Source organism: Gimesia panareensis, assembly GCF_007748155.1.
Taxonomy (GTDB): domain Bacteria; phylum Planctomycetota; class Planctomycetia; order Planctomycetales; family Planctomycetaceae; genus Gimesia; species Gimesia panareensis.
Window position 1 is genome coordinate 5,168,045 of sequence record NZ_CP037421.1, and the last position, 22,835, is coordinate 5,190,879.

General features: G+C 53.4%; 15 protein-coding genes. 9 read left to right on the forward strand and 6 right to left on the reverse strand.

From position 1 onward, the window contains the following. Nucleotides 1–181 precede the first annotated feature (181 nt). Both trpD and Enr10x_RS19230 read left to right on the forward strand, forming a co-directional pair. Nucleotides 182–1,222 (forward strand): anthranilate phosphoribosyltransferase, encoded by a 1,041-nt coding sequence (gene trpD / locus Enr10x_RS19225; RefSeq protein ID WP_145111525.1) that lies wholly within the window; start codon nt 182–184, stop codon nt 1,220–1,222. Between the two features lie 145 nt (nt 1,223–1,367). Then, complete coding sequence (locus Enr10x_RS19230) at nt 1,368–1,835, forward strand: DUF2203 domain-containing protein (protein WP_145111528.1); 468 nt, start codon at nt 1,368–1,370, stop codon at nt 1,833–1,835. A 9-nt stretch (nt 1,836–1,844) separates the two neighbouring features. Here Enr10x_RS19230 and Enr10x_RS19235 read toward each other — a convergent pair whose 3' ends face one another. Together Enr10x_RS19235 and Enr10x_RS19240 are read right to left on the reverse strand one after the other, a co-directional pair. Further along, a complete protein-coding gene (locus Enr10x_RS19235) occupies nt 1,845–3,206 on the reverse strand; it encodes a sulfatase-like hydrolase/transferase (RefSeq protein ID WP_145111531.1) in 1,362 nt (453 codons plus the stop codon). Between the two features lie 120 nt (nt 3,207–3,326). Then, nucleotides 3,327–5,387 (reverse strand): prolyl oligopeptidase family serine peptidase, encoded by a 2,061-nt coding sequence (locus Enr10x_RS19240; RefSeq protein WP_197996105.1) that lies wholly within the window; start codon nt 5,385–5,387, stop codon nt 3,327–3,329. Between the two features lie 512 nt (nt 5,388–5,899). On the opposite strand from Enr10x_RS19240, the gene Enr10x_RS19245 reads away from it, so the two are divergent. Next, nucleotides 5,900–7,654: a DEAD/DEAH box helicase gene (locus Enr10x_RS19245; RefSeq protein WP_145111538.1), complete on the forward strand. Its 1,755-nt coding sequence runs from the start codon at nt 5,900–5,902 to the stop codon at nt 7,652–7,654. 77 nt (nt 7,655–7,731) lie between these two features. Here the strand turns inward: Enr10x_RS19245 and Enr10x_RS19250 are convergent, their stop codons facing one another. Further along, nucleotides 7,732–9,231 (reverse strand): hypothetical protein, encoded by a 1,500-nt coding sequence (locus Enr10x_RS19250; RefSeq protein ID WP_145111541.1) that lies wholly within the window; start codon nt 9,229–9,231, stop codon nt 7,732–7,734. Between the two features lie 508 nt (nt 9,232–9,739). On the opposite strand from Enr10x_RS19250, the gene polA reads away from it, so the two are divergent. From polA to nusB, 5 genes are all read left to right on the forward strand, one after another. Then, nucleotides 9,740–12,436 carry a DNA polymerase I gene (polA, locus tag Enr10x_RS19255; RefSeq protein ID WP_145111544.1) on the forward strand — a complete coding sequence of 899 codons (2,697 nt, stop codon included), beginning with the start codon at nt 9,740–9,742 and terminating at the stop codon, nt 12,434–12,436. 315 nt (nt 12,437–12,751) lie between these two features. Next, on the forward strand, nt 12,752–13,399 hold the full coding sequence (gene coaE / locus Enr10x_RS30660) for a dephospho-CoA kinase (protein WP_145451036.1): 648 nt from the start codon (nt 12,752–12,754) through the stop codon (nt 13,397–13,399). 230 nt (nt 13,400–13,629) lie between these two features. Then, on the forward strand, nt 13,630–15,063 hold the full coding sequence (gene rho / locus Enr10x_RS19265) for a transcription termination factor Rho (RefSeq protein ID WP_145111550.1): 1,434 nt from the start codon (nt 13,630–13,632) through the stop codon (nt 15,061–15,063). A gap of 89 nt (nt 15,064–15,152) precedes the next feature. Continuing rightward, nucleotides 15,153–15,641 (forward strand): 6,7-dimethyl-8-ribityllumazine synthase, encoded by a 489-nt coding sequence (gene ribH / locus Enr10x_RS19270; protein WP_145111553.1) that lies wholly within the window; start codon nt 15,153–15,155, stop codon nt 15,639–15,641. 72 nt (nt 15,642–15,713) lie between these two features. Next, nucleotides 15,714–16,196 carry a transcription antitermination factor NusB gene (gene nusB, locus Enr10x_RS19275; RefSeq protein ID WP_145451037.1) on the forward strand — a complete coding sequence of 161 codons (483 nt, stop codon included), beginning with the start codon at nt 15,714–15,716 and terminating at the stop codon, nt 16,194–16,196. Here the strand turns inward: nusB and Enr10x_RS19280 are convergent. After that, nucleotides 16,189–17,322, reverse strand: coding sequence for an SDR family oxidoreductase (locus tag Enr10x_RS19280; RefSeq protein ID WP_145451038.1), 1,134 nt, complete (start codon nt 17,320–17,322; stop codon nt 16,189–16,191). The two genes, nusB and Enr10x_RS19280, sit on opposite strands and share 8 nt — an antisense overlap. Nucleotides 17,323–17,579: 257 nt before the next feature. Next, nucleotides 17,580–19,808 (reverse strand): efflux RND transporter permease subunit, encoded by a 2,229-nt coding sequence (locus Enr10x_RS19285; RefSeq protein ID WP_145451039.1) that lies wholly within the window; start codon nt 19,806–19,808, stop codon nt 17,580–17,582. A gap of 520 nt (nt 19,809–20,328) precedes the next feature. On the opposite strand from Enr10x_RS19285, the gene Enr10x_RS19290 reads away from it, so the two are divergent. Further along, nucleotides 20,329–20,679 (forward strand): PilZ domain-containing protein, encoded by a 351-nt coding sequence (locus tag Enr10x_RS19290; protein WP_145111565.1) that lies wholly within the window; start codon nt 20,329–20,331, stop codon nt 20,677–20,679. A 101-nt stretch (nt 20,680–20,780) separates the two neighbouring features. Here the strand turns inward: Enr10x_RS19290 and Enr10x_RS19295 are convergent, their stop codons facing one another. Next, nucleotides 20,781–22,667 carry a hypothetical protein gene (locus Enr10x_RS19295; RefSeq protein ID WP_145451040.1) on the reverse strand — a complete coding sequence of 629 codons (1,887 nt, stop codon included), beginning with the start codon at nt 22,665–22,667 and terminating at the stop codon, nt 20,781–20,783. Between the last annotated feature and the right edge of the window lie 168 nt (nt 22,668–22,835).

Sequence of the window (22,835 nt, forward strand, 5' to 3'; positions counted from 1 at the left end):
CGCACCAACAAGTATGCAGCGAAATTTCGCCGCGAAACACCCGGAACAGTCGGTTTCCGCTGATGAAATCAAACGAACTTCGAGCATTCCCGTTGTGTCTTGGCTGAATCTGAGCTACACCTCTGATATAATTCGAGAGTGCACAAGATTGTCTTCTTTAGAGACTTCAGGAACAGCAACCATGTCGACCGTCCTCAGCCAGACTCTGAATCGCCTGCTTGAGGGAGAGAACCTGGAGAGCGAAGCCACCCGCCAGGTCATTTCTTCCATCATGCAGGGTGAGTGCAGCGATGCCCAGATTGCCGCAGTACTGACTGCGCTGCGGATGAAAGGCGAGACATCAGACGAACTGGTAGGAGCCGCCCGGGCGATGCACGAAAAAGCCCTGGCGATTCCCACGAACACGAAAGGCCTCCTGGATACATGCGGCACCGGGGGCGATCAGCTGCATACTTTCAACATCAGCACGACCGTTGCTCTCGTCGCGGCTGCAGCCGGAATTCCCGTCGCCAAGCATGGTAACCGCAGCGTCTCCAGTTCCAGCGGCTCGTCGGATGTCCTCGAAGCCCTCGGCGTGCGTCTCGACCTGACACCTGAACAAATCGGACAGTGCCTGGAAGTCACCGGCATCGGATTCTGCTTTGCCCCGCTGCTGCATTCCGCCATGAAATACGTCGCGCCGGTCCGCCGGGAACTCGGGATTCGCACCATCTTCAATTACCTTGGGCCTTTAACGAATCCGGCCAGTGCCGAGTACCAGTTACTGGGGGCGAATTCTGTACAGGCCGCCGAAAAAATTGCTCAAGCCCTGCTGAAATTAGGTCGAAAACATGCATTGGTTGTCTGTGGAAACGGAGAACTGGATGAGGTCAGCCTCTGGGGCAAAACGACCGTTTTCGAAGTGACCGGCTCAAATCTGAGCCACTTCGAATGGACGGCTGCGGACTTCGGATTAACCGAATGTGACGTAAGTCAGTTGACTGTCGAATCCTCAGAGCAGAGTGCCAACATCATCCGTGAGATCCTGAATGGTGAACAGGGCCCGGCCCGCAACATGGTCGTTGCCAACGCTTCCGCTGCCTTACTGGCAGCCGAACAGGCAACAGATCTGGTGCAGGCTGTTCAAAAGGTCGCTCAACTGATCGATGAAGGAAAAGTCCGCGAAAAACTCCAACAACTCATCGACTTTACCAGTAATACAGGAGGAGAATCAATAAGTTGAATTTCTGAGCAGGTATCTGAAAAAGTCAACTGCTTTTGTCAGGTTGACTTGCCGAATCTGGGCTTCCTCTTATAATTCCTCAAAACAACGCCATCCCCACCAGAAATCAACCGCTTCGATTTCTGGCAGAAATAAAGGTCTCATTATGAACGCCGAAGCACAACGCAAACTGATCTTCACTCCGGATGAGGCCAATCTCCGTTTACCACTCGTACGGGCGATCGTCAAAGACATCGTCGCACTGTATGAGAGCCTGCATGATCGCCAGGAACGGATCGCGGAAATCAAACATCTTCCCGGTTCCACCACGCGCGATGAAGATTCCGTCTACAGCGAAGAGCTGCTGCAGGCTGAGATCGACATTGAGAACGACAAAGAACAGCTCAAAGCCTACGAAGACGAACTCAGCGAGTTAGGTGTCGAACTGGAAGACCCCGCGCAGGGTGTAGTTAACTTCCCCGCCCTTCGTGAAGGGAAAGAGATCTACCTCTGCTGGAAACTGGGTGAAGAAGAGGTCGGTTACTGGCACTCCTTCGACGAAGGGTTCTCCGAACGTCGATCGCTCCTGGAAGAGTCAATTGACAACGACGACCGCAACGACATGCTGATGTAGGCTTTCCTCTCAGTCGGCCTTCGTTCTCTGAACCCAGGATTTGTAAGCCGCTTCCATCTGCGCTGCCACTTTTGGCTTCTGGTCTGCCAGATCCGTGGTCTCCCCCAGATCCTGATCCAGGTCAAACAGCATAAACGGCTGTTTGGGATTCGTCTGGATCAGTTTATAGTTTGCTTGGCGAATCGCGCCGTACTTCCGGTATTGAAAAAAGAACGTCCGCGGTTCTGCAGTTTCAGGATGTTCCAGTACCGGCAGCATATTCTTCCCGTCCAGTGTCCGGTCACTCGGAAGTTTGCCTCCGGAAACGGCAATCAGCGTCGGCAGTATATCCAGACTGATCAGCGGGCTGCTGTTGACCGAGCCCGCTTTGATGTGACCGGGATAACGCACGATCGCCGGCACCCGGATGCCCCCTTCCCACAACGTGACACCGCCATCACGGAGCGGTTTATTGGAAGCGACTTCCAGTCCACGGTCTTTGAGCATGAACGCCCCATTGTCCGAATACCAGATCACCAGCGTTTTGTCACGCAGTCCGCAGGCATCCAGTTGATCCAGCACCCGGCCGATCGCCGTATCCAATGCGGTCACAACCGCGCGATACCGCTTTTGTGGATTTGTCGTCTCAGGAGAATAGCCATAGGCGGCAAAAGCACTGTCCGGCGCCTGCCATTCATTCCCCTGCCCCGGCTGCTTATTCCGCTTACTGGGGAAATGCGGCGCATTGAACGGCAGGTAGATAAAAAACGGTCGCTGCTGATTCTTTGCGATGAATTGACATGCTTCATCGGCAAACAGATCGGTGGAATATCCTTTGACAAATACTTCCTTGAGACCACGCCACAGATCATGTCGGCCGGCATAATAGTGATGGTAATAGTCGATATTACCGGCAGCGAAGCCAAAGAATTGATCGAAGCCCCGTTCCGTAGGTCGGCTGCCGGGCGAAAAACCGACATTCCATTTTCCGAAACAGGCCGTCTGGTACCCTTGAGGTTTCAGGTACTGGGGAATCAGCTTCTCACTCTGGCGTAAACCATCGGCATAGTTTTCCTCGGCACTGAGCTGATGATTCAACCCGATCCGCTGCGGATATCGTCCCGTCAACAGTGTCGCCCGTGAAACCGTGCAGGTTGGCGAGGCGGTATAAAAATCGGTCAACCGTGCCCCTTCCCGAGCCAGCTGGTCCAGGCGGGGCGTCTGCATCACCTTGTTTCCATAACAGCCCAGGTCTCCGTATCCCAGATTGTCTGCCGTAATCAACAGGATATTGGGATGCTGCTGATTCTCGGTCTGTGCTGCAACCGGACCTGAAGCAAGAAACGAAACAGCAAAACAGATACACAACAGGCAGAACAGACGAATATTCATCACGGATTCTCCGGGCAGACTCGAACAGATAGTCTTTATTTTCAATACGCGGCGCTTTGTCCCTGCACGGGACCTGATTTCATCTCAACATCTTCTGTCCGGTCTGTCAATCGAAGAGACTCAGCTGAGCTGCCGGATCAAATACAGATATTCCAGGGCGCTGTGCATCGCTTCCTGCTGTTGATTCGCCGTACCTTTGTGACCGCCTTCGATATTCTCATAATAAAAATAATCGTATCCGAGTTGATCCATCCGGGCGGCCATCTTCCGTGCATGCCCCGGGTGCACCCGGTCATCCTTGGTCGAGGTAAAGAAGTAGACCCGGGGATAAGCCTGCCCCGGTTTCAGATTCTGGAGCGGCGAATACTCACTGATAAATTCCCACTGTTCAGGCAGATCGGGGTTCCCGTATTCCGCCATCCAGCTGGCCCCTGCCAGCAACTTGTTAAAGCGTTTCATGTCCAGCAGCGGAACGCCACACACGATTGCGTTGAACAGATCCGGTCGCTGTGTCAGCGTGACGCCCATCAGCAAGCCGCCATTACTGCGGCCCATTGCTCCGTAATGCTTCGGGGAACTCACTCCCTGGTTCTGCACCGCTTCCGCGACCGCAAAAAAGTCGTCAAAGGCGCGCTGCCGGTTCTCCAACAGTGCCGCTTCATGCCAGCGGGGACCATATTCTCCTCCGCCCCGAATGTTGGCCAGCACGTAAGCGCCCCCTTTTTCCAGCCAGAGTTTCCCCATCAGCGGGCTGTAATGCGGCAGGATTGAGATCTCAAACCCGCCATACCCGTACTGTAACACGGGCGTCGAATGATCCAGTGGGATATCATCGCGGTGCACCAGAAAATAAGGGACTCTGGTCCCGTCCCGGCTGACGGCAAATTCTTTTTTCACCTTAAGGCCGCTCGTGTCGAAGCGTGCCGGCGTCGACTGTAGCAACAGTTCGGTTCCTTCCTGAAAATTGACATAATACAGGCTGCCCGGCTGCAGAAACCCGTCACGAGACATCAGCAGGTGATTACTGCTGCTGTCCGACGAACTGATAGAAAGCACCTCATCCTGGCCCCAGGGAATCACGCGCCCCTGCCAGTGTTTGTCTGTCAGCCTGTACTCTCTGATCTGACTGGAAACATGCTCGATTCCCGTCAGGTAGACTGCATCTTTCGCAGAGCGGACCTGGGAAATCGTTCCCGTCTGGCCGGGATCGAAGACCAATAAAACCTCATCAATCTTTCCCGACTTTTCGAAATCAGGCAGAGAAAAACTGACCAGGGCCCCCGCCGGGAAATCGCGCCAGTCCTCTTTCAGTTCGACCAGCAGCTGATCCTCAAACAGTCCGGACAGACTGCATTTCTGCGGCAGGGGGAGCTCCTTCAACGTCCCTTCCGCAGTGACCAGGTAAAACGTAAAGTGATAGAAATCGTGTCCGCGCATCACAAAGCAGGTCTGGCGGCCATTGTGTTTCAGATTGACGGGATAGACGAAGGTCTCTTCCACACCGGTCTCAAGTACTGTTTCTGCAGCAGAAAGCGGGGTCCCGCGCTGCCAGCGTTTCAGGATGCGGGCGTAGCCGGAGGTGTTCAGGCTGCCCTTTCCCCAGTCGGTCGCAATCAGCAGATGATCCCGGTCTTCCCAGCAGAGATTGCTTTTCGCCAGCGGAACTTCGAAGCCCCCCTTTACAAACGATTTCGTCGGGAGATCAAACTCACGATAGACTGCAGAATCAGTCCCCCCCGGTGCCAGCTCGACCAGACAACGGTCATGATCCGGAGCCAGGCAGTCTACACCTTTGTAGATCCAGTTCTCGTTTTCGTCACTGGCCAGTTGATCGACATCCAGCAGCAGTTCCCAGTCCTTTGATTTCTGTTTGTACTGATCCAGGGACATCCGTCGCCAGAGCCCCCGCACATGCTGTTGATCGCGCCAGAAGTTGTATACGAATTCTCCCCGGAGAGTCCCATAGGTAATCCGGTCGGCGGCAGTCAGGATCGCGAGTGCTTCCTGTTCATATTGCTGGTAGCGGGGATCACCGGTCAAAGCCTGCAACGTCTCGTTATTCTGGCGTTTCACCCAGTCCAGAGCCTGTTCCCCCTCAATTTCTTCCAGCCAGAGCAAAGCCTGCTCGTGGTCCTGTTCTGACGCCTGCTGCTGGCGAGCGGAATTCTCTGCTGCATCCATCCGGGTTGCTCCTGAATTAAAGAATCTGGTCGAGTCTGCGTCCATTGTAAGCTATTTCTTGAGCCCGTCTTAAGTGATCTGCGCCGATTTGTCAGCTTTTTCGGCAGAGACGGGCTGATCTCAGATATTCTCCGAATTTCGCGATTCAGGGGCTGTATTTAACAGGGGTCGCTGATACAATTCCACACCGATGAGGAGCCAGATGGTCCGTAAACCCACCTTAGGTGCCGACCCGCTCTGAGCTGATCTCCAGAATCTCTTTCCTAAAGAGCCGGCTGTTTGCCCTCTTTTCGTGTTGTTTTTGCTACATTTTGCCGAATCTCTGAGACAGGGGTTTCGCTTCTGACCGTAGCAGTGGGGTGATACGAAGCAGAGCTTCGAGGAGAGCGCTTTTCAGACCGTGATCTGAATAAGCCCCCTGAGTCGACAAAACTCGACTCTCACACCATGTTCTATTTTTACGCGACGTCCACCTCGCCTGCGGGATGAAGGTTCGTCAAAAGGCTGATTTTATGTCAACTGATGTCTCTGAGCAGACAAAATTCACTGATTTTGCGCTTTCACAACCCGTTCTGGACTCGCTCGAAACACTGGGTTACGAGACTCCGACCCCGATCCAGGCGCAAACCATACCTTATCTTCTGGAAGGCCGCGACCTGGTGGGGCAGGCTCAGACCGGAACCGGCAAGACAGCCGCCTTCGCACTCCCCCTGCTCTCCAAAATCGATCTGGAACTCAAATCACCCCAGGTACTCGTGCTCGCACCGACCCGGGAACTGGCAATCCAGGTTGCTGAGTCTTTCAAAGGCTACGGCTCACAGATGCAGGGACTGCAGGTGCTCCCCATCTACGGAGGGGCCAGCTTCCAGGGACAGCTGCAACCGCTCAAACGGGGCGTGCATGTCGTCGTGGGAACCCCGGGTCGCGTGATGGACCATATGCGACGGGGCACATTGAAGCTGGACCAGCTCCGTTGCCTTGTCCTTGATGAAGCAGACGAAATGCTGCGGATGGGCTTCATTGACGATGTGGAATGGATCCTGGAACAGACACCTGATAACCATCAAACCACCCTTTTTTCAGCCACCATGCCCGATGCCATCCGCCGCATCGCTGGTAATTATCTACAGTCTCCCGAACAAATCACCGTCAAAGTCAAAACACGAACCGCGGACACAATCCATCAGCGGTTCTGGCTGGCAAAGGGACACCACAAACTGGATGCCCTGACCCGTATTCTGGAAGTCGAAGAAACAGACGGCGTCATTATCTTTGTACGCACCAAGAGCATCACCACCGAGTTGGCCGAGAAACTGGAAGCCCGCGGCTTCCTGGCGGCACCATTGAATGGTGATATTCCCCAGCGACAGCGCGAGCTCACCGTTGGCAGGCTCAAAGCCGGACACGTCAATATTGTCATCGCCACCGATGTCGCTGCCCGCGGACTCGACGTGGACCGGATCAGCCATGTAATCAACTACGATCTGCCGGGCGACTCCGAAGCCTACGTGCATCGCATCGGCCGCACCGGTCGTGCCGGCCGGACCGGCGAGGCAATTACGTTTGTCTCTCCACGGGAAACACGTTCCCTTTCCGGCATTGAACGGGCCATCAAACACAAGCTGGAGCGGATGGAACTCCCCACGATCGACGTGATCAATGAGAGTCGCACGGCGCGCTTTAAAGATTCCATTACCCAGGCGATGGGATCCCCGGACTTTGGCATGTTCAGCAAGCTGCTCGGCGAATATCAGGCAGAAACCAACTGCTCTGAAATCGAAATCGCCGCCGCCCTGGCCTGCCTGCATCAGGGCAAACGACCTTTGTTTCTCAAAGAGACCCCCAAAAAGGAATCCCGGAAACCACGGGAAACATTCAACCGCGATCAGGGACCGTCGGAACGTCGTTTCAACAAAGAGAAGGATCGGCCCCGCAAACGTCCGCACAACGATTCCCCCGAGGAAGGTATGGAACGGTTCAAAGTCCAGGTGGGGCACAATCATGGCGTCAAGCCAGGCAACATCGTCGGTGCCATCGCCAACGAGGCCAATCTGGACAGTCAGTATATCGGCCGCATCAACATCTTTGATGATTTCAGCACCGTCGATCTGCCGGAAGGCATGCCCCGCAATATCTTCCGGGCGCTGAAGAATGTCTGGGTTGCCGGTCAGCAGTTGCGGATCTCCCGCTGGGAGTCCCCTGAAGCATTCGCCGGAAAACGCAAACGCTTCAAGGGAAAACAGAAACACAAGCAGCAGAAAGCATAAGCTTTGAAAACAAAAAACCGCTGTTCCGAGCAATCAGAACAGCGGTTTTTGTTTCATGTTCATTTAGCTGCAGTAGCTTATTTACCGGCACCGCCGAAGACTTTCGAAGTTTGACCGGACGACGTCTGCTGCTTCAGACGCTTGCCGCGGGAATAGACTCCGGAAACCTGCCCGGAAGAAACGGCATTCACGCCCGTCTGTCTGGCACCTGCTTTAATCGGGGAAGCAATTCCGGAACCGGGAGTATACAGACGACGTTGTGGCTTGTAGCCGATATAGCTCAGGAAGTCGTTGATGCCGATCACACGGACTGCCTTCAGACGGGCCTCTTCACGAATTTCCTTCATCTTGGACAGCACTTGCTGCATTTTATCCCGCTGTTCATCGGTCTTTGCAGCATCAATATCCGGTGATTCACCAATCACGAGGAACTTGGTGTGCACGGTCAGGCCGTTTCCGATGCGTTCGCCATTTTCTGTCACAATGTTATCGATCTTGGCGTTGGCATTCTCCACAATCCGGTTCAACAGATCCATGTCCGACTTGCCGTCACCATCCAGATCGATAATGCCGGAAACCGCAAATGTTTCAGGACGCCCTACGCCCCAGAGCGGAGTGTAAATCGGATCGCCGGGGCTGATCGGCTGATAGATGTCATCGGATACGATGCGTGCTTCAGACAGATGGGGCCCCAGGATCTTGGTAACTTCGATCGCACCAATGATGTCTTCTTCGCCACGACCAATCCCCTGATGGGCCTTACGATAAACACTGAAGTTCATGCGTTTGGGCAGACGGTCGGCCTCCCCCAGATTGATCCAGACGACGCCGGTGCTGTTATCAATGGTTCTGATTTCACCATCCGGCTTTTCAAAGCTGACTTTCTGGACTTCCGTCAGTCGGCTCCGCAGGGTATCAATCAGACTGGCATAGGTATTGTTCTTGTTTTCCAGGTCCTTGATCTTCCTGGCATCCGTTTCACGCAGCTGATCCAGCTCGATCAGGATCTCTTCGTTTTCTTTCTGCAGGGCAGCGATCTGCTGATCCTTGGCGGAAACCTCTTCCTCTTTCACTTTCTGGGTGTCTGCCAGATCCTTTTCAGCCCCTTCCCGTGCGGTCCGGTGCTGGTCGACCACTTTATCCAGCTGGCCTTTCAGAGCCAGGTACTGTGCTTCCAGTTTGTTTTTATCAGCCTGCTCCTGTGCCAGCTGATTTTTGGTTTGATCCAACTGGCCAGACAACTTGATCAGTGTATTCTTAATCGTGGCCTCTGCCAGAACGCCGGCATGGGTTTTGACATCATTTTCAGTCGCGCCAATAACAGTGTTCGGTGTTTTGTTATCCAGCCCGATCTCTTCCTGCTCGTTGCCGATCAGTTTTTTCAGCGCCTGCAGTTCTTCGTCCAGTTTTCGCACGGTCGAATCACTGGTACGTGCCGTCTGCTCAGCCTGACTTAACTTGGCATTCGCTTCCCCAAGGTCTTTCTGATTCAGGTAAGCCATGACCCCGAAGATCAATGTGAGCATGACGAAAAAGATCAATGAGAAGTGAACAGCAGTTGGTTTACTGGCAGCCATTTTTTCTAACCTTAAGGATTTTCAAGTGACAATCGTGTGCGACGTTGCACCGTGACGGTGATGGTCGATGTGTCGTACATCTTCAGCAAAGCCTGGTCATCTGCCATGACAACCTGCAGGAAGACCTGATGAGATGAATCTGAAGAAACAGCCTCCTGCTTTTATTATTCTAAGTGCAGGAATAGCAGTGTCAAGCAGCTTCTCTGAACCTCTCCCTTGTGACGATAAATAGTTTCCCGATGCCCGACAGACTTGACCCGCCAGACAAAGTACACAAAATATCAGTAGCCCGTTTCCTGCCGGACAGACGAACAAAAGATTCCATTGAGTTCTGACTTCAACTCGCCTGTTCATGGCGATTCCAGTCTCTCTCACCAATAATGAATCTCTCGCGAGCAGATTTCAGGCAGATTCCCGGTCTGCCGGGACGTCTCTATGCCCGTAAAATCTCCTCATGTTTCCAGTTTCGGCTATCTCATTTCAAAATTTCAGGTAAAGCTAAATCTTTATGAAGAAAACACTTTACATCATTGATACGTTTTCTCTGGTATTTCAGGTTTTTCATGCTGTGCCGGCCATGACCGGTCCTGCCGGTCAACCCACCAATGCCATTTTTGGCATCACACGCGACATCCTCAACATCATCAAAACTCACGCGCCGGACTACCTGATCTTCGCCATGGACTCCAGCGGCCCGGGCACGCGGAATGAAATCTATCCCGAATACAAAGCCAACCGTACCGAGATGCCTGAAGATCTTACACCGCAAATCCCGCATATCATGGATGTGGTTCGGGGTTTTCAGGTCCCGATCATCGAATGCCCGGGGTGGGAAGCTGACGACGTTTTCGCCACCATTGCCCATCAGGCCCGGGAAAAAGGCCTCGAAACGGTGATCGTGACCAACGATAAAGACGCCCGTCAGCTGATCAACGAGGCGGTCCGGCTCTACAATATCCGCAAGGATAAATTCATGGATGCCCAGGCAGTCGAAGACGACTGGGGCGTGCGCCCGGATCAGGTCATCGACTTTCAGTCCCTGGTCGGCGACAGTGTGGATAATATCCCCGGCGTCCCCCTGGTGGGCCCCAAAAAGGCGCAAACCCTGATTGAGCAGTTTGGAACACTCGAAGAGGTCCTCGCGAATGCGGACAAAGCCAAAGGTCCCAAACTGCAGCAGAACCTGAAAGAATTCGCTGACCAGGCCCGCATGTCCCGCGAACTGGTGACCTTGAATCCGAACCTGGATCTCGATATCGACTGGGAAGCCTCCCGTCTCACCCATCCCGACCGGGAACGGCTGAGGCAACTCTTCACTGATTTCGGTTTCCGCCGTTTCGCGGACGAGATGAAAGAAGACTTCACGAAACACGAAGAAGCGGAGCCCCAGGAACGAATTCGGGAAACCGTCGACACCGAACCGGCCTTTGAAAAATTCATGGCCTTGCTCAAAGAACAGGAGGAGTTCTGTGTCGACCTGGAGACCACCGGCCTGAAACCGGCCGAAGCGGAGATCGTCGGCTGGGCCATCAGCTGGGAAAAGCACAGTGGTTATTACATTCCCGTGGAAGGTCCCCCGGGGCAGCCTGCCCTCGATCCCCAACTGGTGCTCAGCCAGCTCAAACCGCTGCTGGAAGACCCCGAAGTCATGATCACCAACCAGAATATCAAGTACGACATGGTCGTGCTGATGCGGGCCGGCGTCCATCTGCAGGGAGTCAGCATTGACCCGATGGTCGCCAGCTATCTGCTCAATGCCGGAGAACGGGGACACAGCCTGGATAAGCTCTCCGAACGCTATCTGCAGCACACCATGATTCCGATCTCGGAACTGATTGGCTCGGGAAAACAGCAGAAAAAGATGTTCGAGGTCGAAATCGACAAGGTGGCTGAGTATGCGGTCGAAGATGCCGAAATCGCCTGGCAGCTCTCACGCATCCTCAAAGAAGAGCTCAAACAGCAGAATCTGTGGGACCTCTACTGGGACCTGGAACGCCCACTGATTCCCATTCTGGCCGAGATGGAGTTCACGGGTATCCGCGTCGATATTGATGAACTCCAGCAGCAGAGCCAGGGGCTTGAAGCACGTCTGACCACACTGATCGAGGAAATCCACAACCTCGCGGGACACGAATTCAACATCGCCTCGCCCCTGCAATTGCGGACCGTGCTGTTTGAGGAACTGAATCTGCCGGTCATCAAGAAAACCAAAACCGGCCCCAGTACCGACCAGAGCGTTCTGGAAAAGCTGGCGCCGCTGCACGAACTGCCGGCCCGTATCACCGAGCATCGTCACCTGTCGAAACTTAAAAGTACTTACCTCGATGCCCTGCCCGGTCTGGTCAATCCGGAAACGGGACGGATTCATGCCAGCTTCAACCAGGTCGTCGCTGCGACAGGAAGACTCAGTTCCAGCGATCCCAATCTGCAGAACATTCCCATCCGCACTCCGGAAGGACGGCAGATCCGCAAGGCCTTCATTCCTCAGGACGAAAACTGGCGTCTGCTCTGTGCCGACTATTCCCAGATCGAACTCCGTGTGCTGGCCCATCTCAGCCAGGACGATGCGCTCAGCCAGGCGTTCCGTGAAGGCGCAGATATTCACACTGCCGTCGCATCAGACATCTTTCGCGTCGCTCCCGAGGAGGTCGACAGTGACATGCGGCGGACAGCGAAAGCGGTCAACTTCGGCGTCATTTATGGACAGAGCCCCTTCGGCCTCTCCGAAGCGATCGGCATTCCGCAGAATGAGGCCGCCGGTTTCATCGACGATTATTTCGATCGTTACCAGGGGGTCCGGGAATTCCTGGATCAGATCCTGGAAGAATGTGCCCGCAAGCGTTATGTCACGACCATCTGTGGCAGAAAGCGGGAAATCCAGGGTGTGCGGGGCGGTGTTCAGAAGCAGTTGAACATGCCCGAACGGACCGCCATCAATACGGTCATCCAGGGCTCTGCCGCGGACCTGATCAAACAGGCGATGATCAACGTCAGCCAGCGGCTCAAGGAGGAACAGCACCCCGGTCGGATGCTGATGCAGATCCATGACGAACTGGTCTTTGAAGTGCCTGAAAACGAGCTGATTTCCCTCGGCCAGATTGTCCAGTCCGAAATGGAGTCAGCCATGGAACTGGAGGTCCCCCTGATTGTCGATATGTCCTCCGGCTTGAACTGGCTCGAACAGTCGAAACTGGAGGTCGACTGACGACGATTCGCTCTACGATAGCGGCATTTCGTGGCCTGCCCTTCCCTGTCGGCAAAACAGATCAGGAACTGCCGATCCAGCGATTCGGTAACCTTCTAAAGAAAGTATGAAATTTAAGCTGAAAACAGTGAACTTTCCTTTTTTTTGTTGACAATCAGCAGGGTATTGGTAACGATATTAATGCACGCCTATGTGTCTCATCTACATGTTGCTAAGGGATTCAGCAATCTTAAACCTCCTGTGTGGTAAGTTTCTGTTGCGAAGGAATGTGTAAGAAAACCATTTTCCACCAGTGCAAGTTGTCACAGCCACCTTGTGTCTTGTCATACATTCATCCCCACGATTGCTCTGATTGGAGGAATCGGATCAGGTAAAAGTGCAGTAGCCAGAACAGTAAATTCATTTCGACCGGTCACAGTCATCGATGCCGATCAGATCGGGCACGAAGTACTTGATTTCCCCGAAGTTCAGCAAAAAATACGAGCACAGTTTGGAACTGTGGTGTTCAATGAACAGGGAAAGATCATCCGTAAAGAGCTCGCCAGAATCGTTTTTGGAGAATCAAAACAACATCAGGAATCATTAAAATCACTTGAAAAGATAGTCCATCCCGAGATTCATCGCAGATTGGAACAGGAAATACAGGCAGCCCGGTCACAGGGACATGTGGATGCCATCCTGATTGACGCTGCCGTGATTCTGGAAGCGGGATGGCAAGAGTTGTGTGACCACATCGTATTTATTGAATGTCCCTTTGAGCAACGTCTACAGAGAGTGACGCGGAATCGAGGGTGGTCAACAGCGGAATTAACCAGACGTGAGAATCACCAGTTGCCTCTCTCAGAAAAACGAAAACTGGCAACAACCGTGGTTCACAATGATCAGGATCTGCAATCAGCAGGCCGTCAATTATCCAGATTCATTGATTTAATACTGCAACCAGAAAAAGAGACAAATAACTGATTTGAGGATATCCCATTCACATCCTTGATCACACACATATAATACAATCGTCTTCACCCAGAGACAGCTGACTCGCCGCTGATTAAATCAAAACCAGTTGATGCCTTTTCTAAATGTTACCCGACCTTTCCAGAGGTTAATAATCCTTCGCGTTCAACCCATCTGCTTTAAATCCCAGAAACTCCACTCGATTTCATCTCACTATTTTGTAATTCGGAAAGTATTTGATCATGGCCAAATCCATAAAACTTCAGACATCTGAAAATGACGGGCTTGTGGCTTCAAAAAATATAGACGAGTTAGACTCGAACGATAAAACTGAAAAATCTCCGGCGCGCGATCAGCGTGCTGCTGCCATCTCCAAAGCGGCCGATGAGCGGTATGAAAAGATTAAACAGAGCGAAATTCACATCGCGGATCTGCAGCGGCTGACCATGAAAGAACTCATGCAGCTCGCTAAGGAAGAAAACCTCACTGAATATACCGGTCTGAAAAAACAGGATCTGATCTTCAAGATTCTGAAAGAACGTACCAAAGTCAATGGCTTGATGTTCGGTGAAGGAACGCTTGAAATCCTGCCGGACGGCTTCGGCTTTCTCCGCAGCCCCGACTATCATTACCTGCCCTGCCCGGATGATATCTATGTCTCTCCCAGCCAGATCCGTCGATTTGGTTTGAGAACCGGTGCGATCGTGGCAGGACAGATCCGGCCTCCCAAAGAAAACGAACGTTACTTCGCCCTGCTGCGGGTCGAAGCGGTCAACGGTTGCGATCCGGAAATCCTGACAACCAAGGTCTTCTTCGATGACCTGACCCCGCTGCACCCGAAAGAACGCCTTCGACTCTCTTCCCCTGCCGGCAACCTGAGCACGCGCATTGTCGACCTGGTCGCCCCCGTGGGGATGGGACAGCGTGGCCTGATCGTCTCGCCTCCTCGAGCCGGTAAGACTGTCATGCTGCAGGAAATGGCCAAGTGCGTTCTCGCCAGCCATCCCAATGCGTATGTCTTCATCCTGCTGATCGACGAGCGGCCGGAAGAGGTCACCGACATGGAACGCCAGGTAGGAGGCGACCGCTGTGAAGTCGTCTCCAGTACCTTTGATGAACCCCCCAGCCGCCACATTCAGGTTTCGGAAATGGTCATCGAAAAGGCCAAACGCATGGTTGAGTATGGCGAAGATGTGGTCATCTTCCTGGATTCGATCACCCGTCTGGCTCGTGCCTGGAATACCGAAGTCCCTCACTCCGGTAAAATCCTTTCCGGTGGTGTGGACGCCAACGCCCTCCAACACCCCAAACGGTTCTTCGGTGCCGCCCGGAATGTGGAAGAAGGGGGCAGCCTGACAATCGTTGCAACCGCACTGGTCGATACCGGCAGCCGCATGGATGAAGTGATCTTCGAAGAATTCAAGGGGACCGGTAACACCGAACTGCACCTCGACCGTAGAATGGTCGAAAAGCGAATCTGGCCGGCGATTGATGTCAATAAATCAGGTACCCGCCGCGAAGAATTGCTGATGGACGAAGAGGAACTCCGTCGTGTCTGGATCCTCAGACGGGTTCTTAACGATATGAATCCGGTTGATGCCATGGAACTGTTGACCAACCGGATGCGACGTACTAAAACGAACGAAGAATTTTTGCTGAGTATGAACCTGGGATAGGCAGCTGCTGACTGCGATCCGAAACCCGATCGTGAACTGTCCCGGAACTGTATCTATTATCCACCTGGCAATTTGAAATTACGACCTCGATGAACCACAAACTGATTGAAGGCGATTTACTGGCCCGCGATGCGAGCTATGCCATTGTTGTTTCCCGCTGGAATGAACTGATTACCCGTCGCCTGCTGGAAGGGGCGATGGAAACATTCCGTCGGCACGGTGGTTCAGAAGAGAAGATTACCGTGTACTGGGTGCCGGGATCATTTGAGCTGCCTCTCATTGCAGATAAGCTGGCTAAAAGCGGTCGTTTCCAGGCCGTCTGCTGCCTGGGCGCCGTGATTCAGGGCAGTACGATGCACCACGATTACATCAATCACCAGGTCGCAGCAGGAATCATGCGCAGCAGCCAGGAGAGCGGGATTCCCGTTCTGTTTGGCGTCTTAACCTGTGAAACAATGGAACAGGCCATGGACCGGGCCGGTGGAAAAGTCGGTAACAAAGGGAGTGAAGCCGCCCTGGCCGCGATTGAAATGGTCAATCTGTTACACTCGATTGACCAGGATCAGGCAAACGCCTGATATACCGGCCCTGACCGGAGTACCCGGGAAACCAGGATTTTTCTGTCTCCAGACTGTAGTTGTGATACCCCTATGTCTCTTCGAAAACAGGCACGCCAGCTGGTCGTGCAAATGCTCTATCAGATCGACCTCAACCCGGACATCACTGGCGGGGAGGTTCGCCGTATGATCGATGAGCATGGCCGCAATAAAACCGTCCGGGCTTTCGCCTGGGAACTGTTTTCCGGGGTCATGGAATACAAACAGCAGATCGATGCGGAAATCGTGCGCGTCGCGGAAAACTGGTCCCTGAAGCGGATGGCTGTCACCGATCGCAATATTCTGCGACTGGGTGGCTACGAACTGCTGCACACAGACACCCCCTCTGCGGTCATTATTGACGAAGCCGTTGAACTGGCACGCGAATTCGGAAGCGCGCAATCGTCACAGTTTGTAAACGGAATCCTGGATAAGTTCGTCCCCAAACCGGGCGAGCAACCGCCGCCCCCCGCTAATCCTGAGCCCCCAGAGGAGGAAGATCCTCCCCTGAAACCGGGCAGCCCCTGGGCTACTTAACGCCGAACCGGTGGGGCGTGCGATCGTTCCAGCTGAAATTCATATCGATTGCCACCTGGGACAGGTGTATCAGTAAATCCCGGTCAACATGCGGGCAAGTCAGATGCGGTGCCGCTGCCTGCGTGTTAGAGCTGTCAAACACGGGGTCGTCACGCCAGTAGGAATTGTAAACCCGGATGTGATCGTAGAACAGCCGCTCCCCTTCGGTGGGGTCAGTCAGTTCCACACCGGCTCCGGCAAATTCGGACCCGTAGAATTGACAGGTCGTCGACAAGACATCGTGCACCAGTCGGGACTGTACAGGATGCAGTGGCGTTAAATGGTAGGTTTTGCCATGGTGTTTGGGATGCGTGATAATGTAAGCCATCACAGCGGAGACCCAGTCGACCGGAATCAGGTTCTTGGATTCGTCTCCGTTCAGCGTAAAGCGGGAACGGGCAAACAGCAGACCGGTTTCATCCCGTTCCTGCATCTGCATCAGAGTGTGTCCCAGCTGTAACGCTGCGTAAAAGCCATGGAACGTATTTGTGAATCCGGTTTTGGAATCACCGATAATGATCGCCGGACGGAAGACAGTCAGGGAATCAAACTGATCTGAACCGCGCACCAGCAGTTCCGCTTCCAGCTTGCTCCGTTCGTAATCGTTGCCCGATTCCTGCCCCACATCGACATCGGATTCCATGATCCGACCGGTTCGCAGGCCACAGACATACGCAGTGGAAACGTGATCGAATTTTTTGATATTCGCGGTTTTACAGAACCCCAGCACATTTTTCACTCCACCCACATTGGAGCGCCAGGGCTCACTCTCGTGGCTGGTACTGTAAAACGACAGACTGGCGGCAGAATGGATCATGCGGTCCACGTTTTCCGTAGCCCACTTCAGATCCTCTTCGCTCAACCCCAGATTCTCTTCGTTGATGTTCCCTTCCAGAACAACCGGTCGCGGCAGTTCCCGGCCTAACTGATCATCCCAGAAGCCCATGATCATGTCGATCCGCTGGTCGACTGTCATCCGTCGAGTAGGACGCACAAGTACCGCCAGCGGTACTCCCGCCATGGACAAGTCTCGAATTAAGTATCTTCCCAGTAACCCGGTGGCTCCTGTGATCAGATGGTATCCCATTTTGAATTCCGCTATGAACCTGTAGTTGAAAAAGGAGTGCTGATTGACTCAGTGATATTTTAAAGATTCTGTCCGGTCCCATTCAGCTGGCTGGCAGGCGATGAAGAATTGAGACTGGCCAGCCCCTTACCGGTACAGAAATCGAGCTGTTTTCAGGGGAAAAGTCAATGATAATGAACTGGCTTCATTTATCAATCAACGGGTACGGAAAAGACAACAGATTGCCAGACGAATTCAGTCGGCATGGTCAAAATAGACTATGCAACTGCTTTCCCTGACTGATCTTTCGTCCCCTGCTGCGACTGCTTGAGAAAATGAGGACTCCGCGGTCGAGACTCGTCGACGGAACTGTCACTGTCTTTGTGATCAGATCCATCCGGCTGATCGGCAGACTCAGGCCGCAGAGCGAGCAGACAAGGCAGCAGAATCAGGTCTCCGACCAGTGCTGCAACCAGGAGTGAAGTCATCATATAGCCAAAGCGGGCGGTCGGCACAAAGTTGCTGAGAGTTAACGCCAGCATGCCGGCCCCGGTAATCACCGCGGCGGTAAAGATCGGCTCGCCGGTCATCAGCAATGAATCCCGGGACGCCTGAGCGGAATTACGGGTGAGACGGTACTGTGCCTGATATCGCACCAGGAAGTGGAAGGTTCCGTCGACCGCGATTCCCAACGCAATACTGGCGGTCATCATGATTCCGATGTCGATCGGAATCTGGTACCAGCCCAGTATGCCGAATACGATGCAGATCGGCGTCAGGTTGGGCACCATCGCTACCAGACCGGCCTTGATCGATCGCAGTGAGACAATCATCACGGCGGTAATGATCACAAACGCCATCGAAAAACTTTCCCAGAAGCCGGTGAAAATCTGATTTTGTGCCCGTCTTAACAGGGGAGCAACGCCTGTCAGAACCACATGCGGGTCGTTGATCATCTCAGCCAACTCGTCGTAGATCTGATCCTGAGGCAGATCGGCGTCACTGCTGATGCGAGCGGAAATCCGCCACAGCCGTTCGCCATCGGAAGTAAAATCATTGTCCCCATGCGTCGACTGAGCATGCGACAGTAACCGCGCGGTTTCAAACGGGCTTTCCGGAAACTGGTTGGGAAAGAAACTGGCCAGAGACATCGTATGCCTGACGGCCGGATGCTTCTGGATCAGTTTTTCCAGCTCGCGGACCCGATCGATTTTCTTGATGAAAGGCAGCTCTTCATCACCGAAATCGACAATCGCTTCGATCGAATCCAGCTCCGTCAGATTCTCCTGTACCGCACGTACGTCCTGAATCACTCGACCTTTTGCCGGCAGAAAATCCAGCGGATCGATCTTGGTCTTCAGATTGAACAGTCCCACTCCCGTGATCATCACCAGCACGATGGTTGCCAGTGAGACGCGACCGGAATGATCAATTAACCAGTTGGCACATTTCTGGAAATTCCAGCGGGATTCTCCCCCATGGACTGTTTGAGGGTCAATGGGCCAGAGAGTCAGCACAGCCGGTGTGAGCCCCAAGCCAGTCAGCAGCGACACAAAAGTCCCCAACGAAGCTGCATAGCCAAACTGCGTGACTGGACCAATTTCGCTGATCGTCAGTGAATAGAGCCCGATGGTCGTCGTCAGCGTGGCGAGGAAGCAGGGCTTCCAGGCGATCTTTAAAGCGGAGGCCAGCGGATCGGGTTCATCGATACAACTGGCGACATAGTGATGCACGTGAATCGAGATCGCCAGCGTAAACACCATCACCATGACCGACAGAGCACCCAGGATGAAATTCATTTCCCCGCCGCCCAGGTAAATCAGGGCAGTGGTCAGATTGATGGCCCAGACCGTCAGGCCCAGGGTGGCCAGTGTTTTTTTCCATTCCCGGAATGAATGATACAGCAGCCCCAGGCTGATCAGCAGCGTGATGATGAAAAACTTTTTATTGCTTTTCTGACTCCCCAGGCGATCCAGTTCGGCAATCACCACGGGAGCCCCGGCCAGTTTGACTTCCTGTCCGGTCAGCTGGTTATACTCGAGTTTTTCACGAATCCCGGCAACCGTGCCCGCCCGGTCTTTGATCCCCTGATCGGACAGCAGAACCAGGATCCCCGCGACCTGGTGCTCCTGATTCATCAGCAGACCGTCCAGACGGCGATTGACTTCCTCTTTTTCTACCTGAAATTCGTTGAGAATGCTTTTCAGTCGATCAGGCGTCCAGCATTCTCTGACGGTCGGCAATGTTTCAATGCGACTCGCGGTGGCTTCGATTAGAGCCGGCTGGTCCAGACCCTGCTCGACCGCTACCAGAATGACTTCTTCTGCACCAAACTCGGTTTTGAACCGGTCATAAACAATGCGAACGTCCGAATCCTTGGGCAGCCAGGTTTCAATATCGTTATTCGAAGGCAGGAGTTCTGCAAGAAAGGCCAGAATCGGCAGCGTGCAGAACACGCCCCAGATCAGGTACCTACTATATTTTTGATAAAAAGATGAGATCATCATAAGAATTGGTAGATCAATCTGCTTTCGCTTGCTCGAGCCATTTCAAGTACTCACATCCTGGTAATCAAAGTCATCCTGACCTCCGGCTCCCGGCCGTGCTGAGTCATCAGTGCAATGATTGATTACTGAGATCACCCCAATTTCATATCGAACCTGCCTGAAACAATGCGTCAAACGGATTTATTAAAGTGCAGGCGTTATAGCAGAATCAGCAGGAGTCTTTGGTACGATTGATACAATTCGCACCTTCAAGGGATGAAATACCGGCATAACCGTCAGATTTGAACCAGCCCTTCCGAGTGGATTGATTCTCATAATTGCCAGTCCTTTCCCGTATCACGACCTCCGGCCGCTGTGCAGCAGTCATTCTCCTCATGTTCCTGCCCTCGTGGACAGGCAGCCTCAGCAATCTGCAATGAAATCAAGCCCCGATTTCTATTTGTATTCTATATTTCAATATCAGCGAAATCTGAGCACACGAACCAAATCAAAATAGAGACTTCAAACTCGGAGTAATTCAATGGAAGAAACGCCCTGGAGCCGTCCCACAATGGACGACCTGAAACATGTATTGGAAAGTTTCGGTAACAGCGATGCCGTGAATGTCCGTGATGTGGATCGCCTGGAACTCTCTGTGCCCGCGGAAGTGAAAACCATGCGGGGGAATACCATTTCAGCCATGACACGCGAAATCAGCCGCCAGGGACTGGGACTGCTGCACAAAGGGATGATCAATCCGGGTGAAGTGACAGTCAAACTGGCCAGCGAAACACGCGAGTTTGAATACCGGGTTCAGATCATGTGGTGCACCCCCTGTGAAAACGGCATGTTCATCAGCGGTGGTGAATTTCTCACGAAACCGGAAAACTGATCATCCGGATATCCTGCATGAGATGACAGTCGAGCGCTGGACAGTGCCGGACCATTTCCTGTAACCGTCTTTGCGCGCTTCCGGATGTTTTCCGCGTTCGATCAGGAAGAGGAAGCCCCGCGTCGCAACAGGACCACGATGATCGCTGAAAGCAGCAGAATGATCAGGCCTCCGGCTGCCAGCAACAGGGTCGTGATGCCTCCCCAACCGCTTTTGACGGCCGGACGTTTCCGTTCCGCCAGATCCCATTCGATCTCATCGAGTTTCAAGCCGGCGCCTCCCTGAGAGGCCTCTTCACGACGTTCCGTCCGTTTCTGTTCCACAAACGGCGAGGACTCTTCCCCGCTGCGCTCCTGTAATCGGGAGCGAAACTTCACATTGGATGTCGGCATTCCCCGCTGCTGTCCCGACTGTGATGTCATGGTCGCGTGTGTTTTTCCGTTCATCTCTGATTGCGACGTCAGATCTCCGGATACCGCAGGCAGCTTCGGCAGCATCAATTGAGGCCCTGCCCCGGAAGACTGTTCTGATTTCTCCTGGGGAACACTCGCTGGTTCCCGGGTCACAGCCTCCGGGCCACTCAACTGAATACGGGCCGGTGGTTCAACAGGAGCTTCTTCCAACTCCAGTTTGATGGAGGGTTCCGGCTGAACGGGTTTTGCTTCGCGCGGCACGGGTTGCTCAATGGGAGGTAACTCTGTGGGTACTTCCTCCAATGGTTCAAAAGCCGGAGGTTCCAGTGAAATACTTCCTTTGGGCTCATTCTGCGGAGGTGTGAAAGTCTGTCGAGGTTGAACCGGTATCGTCCCCATGTTGCGGGGAACGATCAGAGGCAACTCCTTGCTGGCAGACGGAGAGGGCGCGGGCTGCACCGAACGAGGTGCCGCCGGCTTTGTCTCGGTCCGGGGAATGGCCCGTCGCTTTAATGGATGCACGCGTGAGGGACTGAAGCCGGGTACACGCTGGCCGCTGTTGGACTGTACCAGGGGTTCTGAATGGCCGGTCTGCTTCAGTGCGGCAGGCTGATTCGATGCCAGTTCCTGTTTAATCTTCTGCAGTAACATCTGGGGAGATTCTTCATCGAGTCCAAAGGCGACATGGCCCCGATAGCTGGTTTCCAGTGCCTGTTCCGCGAGAAACTGAGCGTACTCATAATTCTTTTCTTTCAGTTCTCTGTTGGCACGCTCCATGATTGAGTTGATCTGCAGATGCCGCATCTCCTGGGTGACCTCTTCGAAGATGGGGGTCGACTGCTGTAGATCCTGTTGCAGTTCCTGTCCCAGTTGCCTGATTTGTGGATCAGCCAGTTCCTGATTGGCCTGCTCTAAATATCGGCTGACTTCGTCTGCGCGAAACGCATCTGCAGCGGTTCTCTGCGAGACATGCTTCTCCCCGGAATCCAACTGGTTCTCAGGAAAGACTTCTGGAGCAGGCTCATCTTGATCTGCTCCTACCAGCCGTTTGATTCCCCGTGAAAAGTCATCACTGATTGCCCCGGAAGCCTGTTGAATGCGATCCGTATTTTGCTGACAGGCTTCCATCAGTTTAGTGGGGTATTTTTTAGCCGAGGAAATCAGCGATTTGGAACGCCAGTTTTCGACAGGAGTTTCAGCCGATTTTTTCTGCGGCTGATTGTCATCAGCCGCCCTGGCCTCCTGTTTCATGCGTTCGACATCTTCAAAGGCAGCCTGACTGATTTTCACCGGCGCTGGCTGCATTGACTCCGGGGTCGGCTTTGACTGAGCAACAGGAGAAGGAGCACCAAGTTTGACGCGTCCCGGCTTCTCTTCTGCAGAAACTTTCTTTTTCTGATCAAAATAGTTAAAGCCCGAACTGTTGCTGGCTGCAATCAACGAGTTTTCTGTTGTTTGCGTGGACTGGGAAATCACATCCGCAGACTGGCGTAAACAGCCAACCGTCAGATACCCGAAGAGAGCCAACAACAAATAAACCGTTGTCAGTTTTCGTGTTAACAGACCGATCTTCACAACGACGAATCCTGTTTCTGCATGCAGAAATCAAATCGGGAATGAGATCTCTGCCTGGGTCGCGGGGAGCAGCCTCAATGGGGAGTTGAGGTGCAGACGAGCTCACTTCACAGGCGCGCAACCGCACCTGATACTTCGCCTGTTACCCTTTATCGACTGGGCGAAATT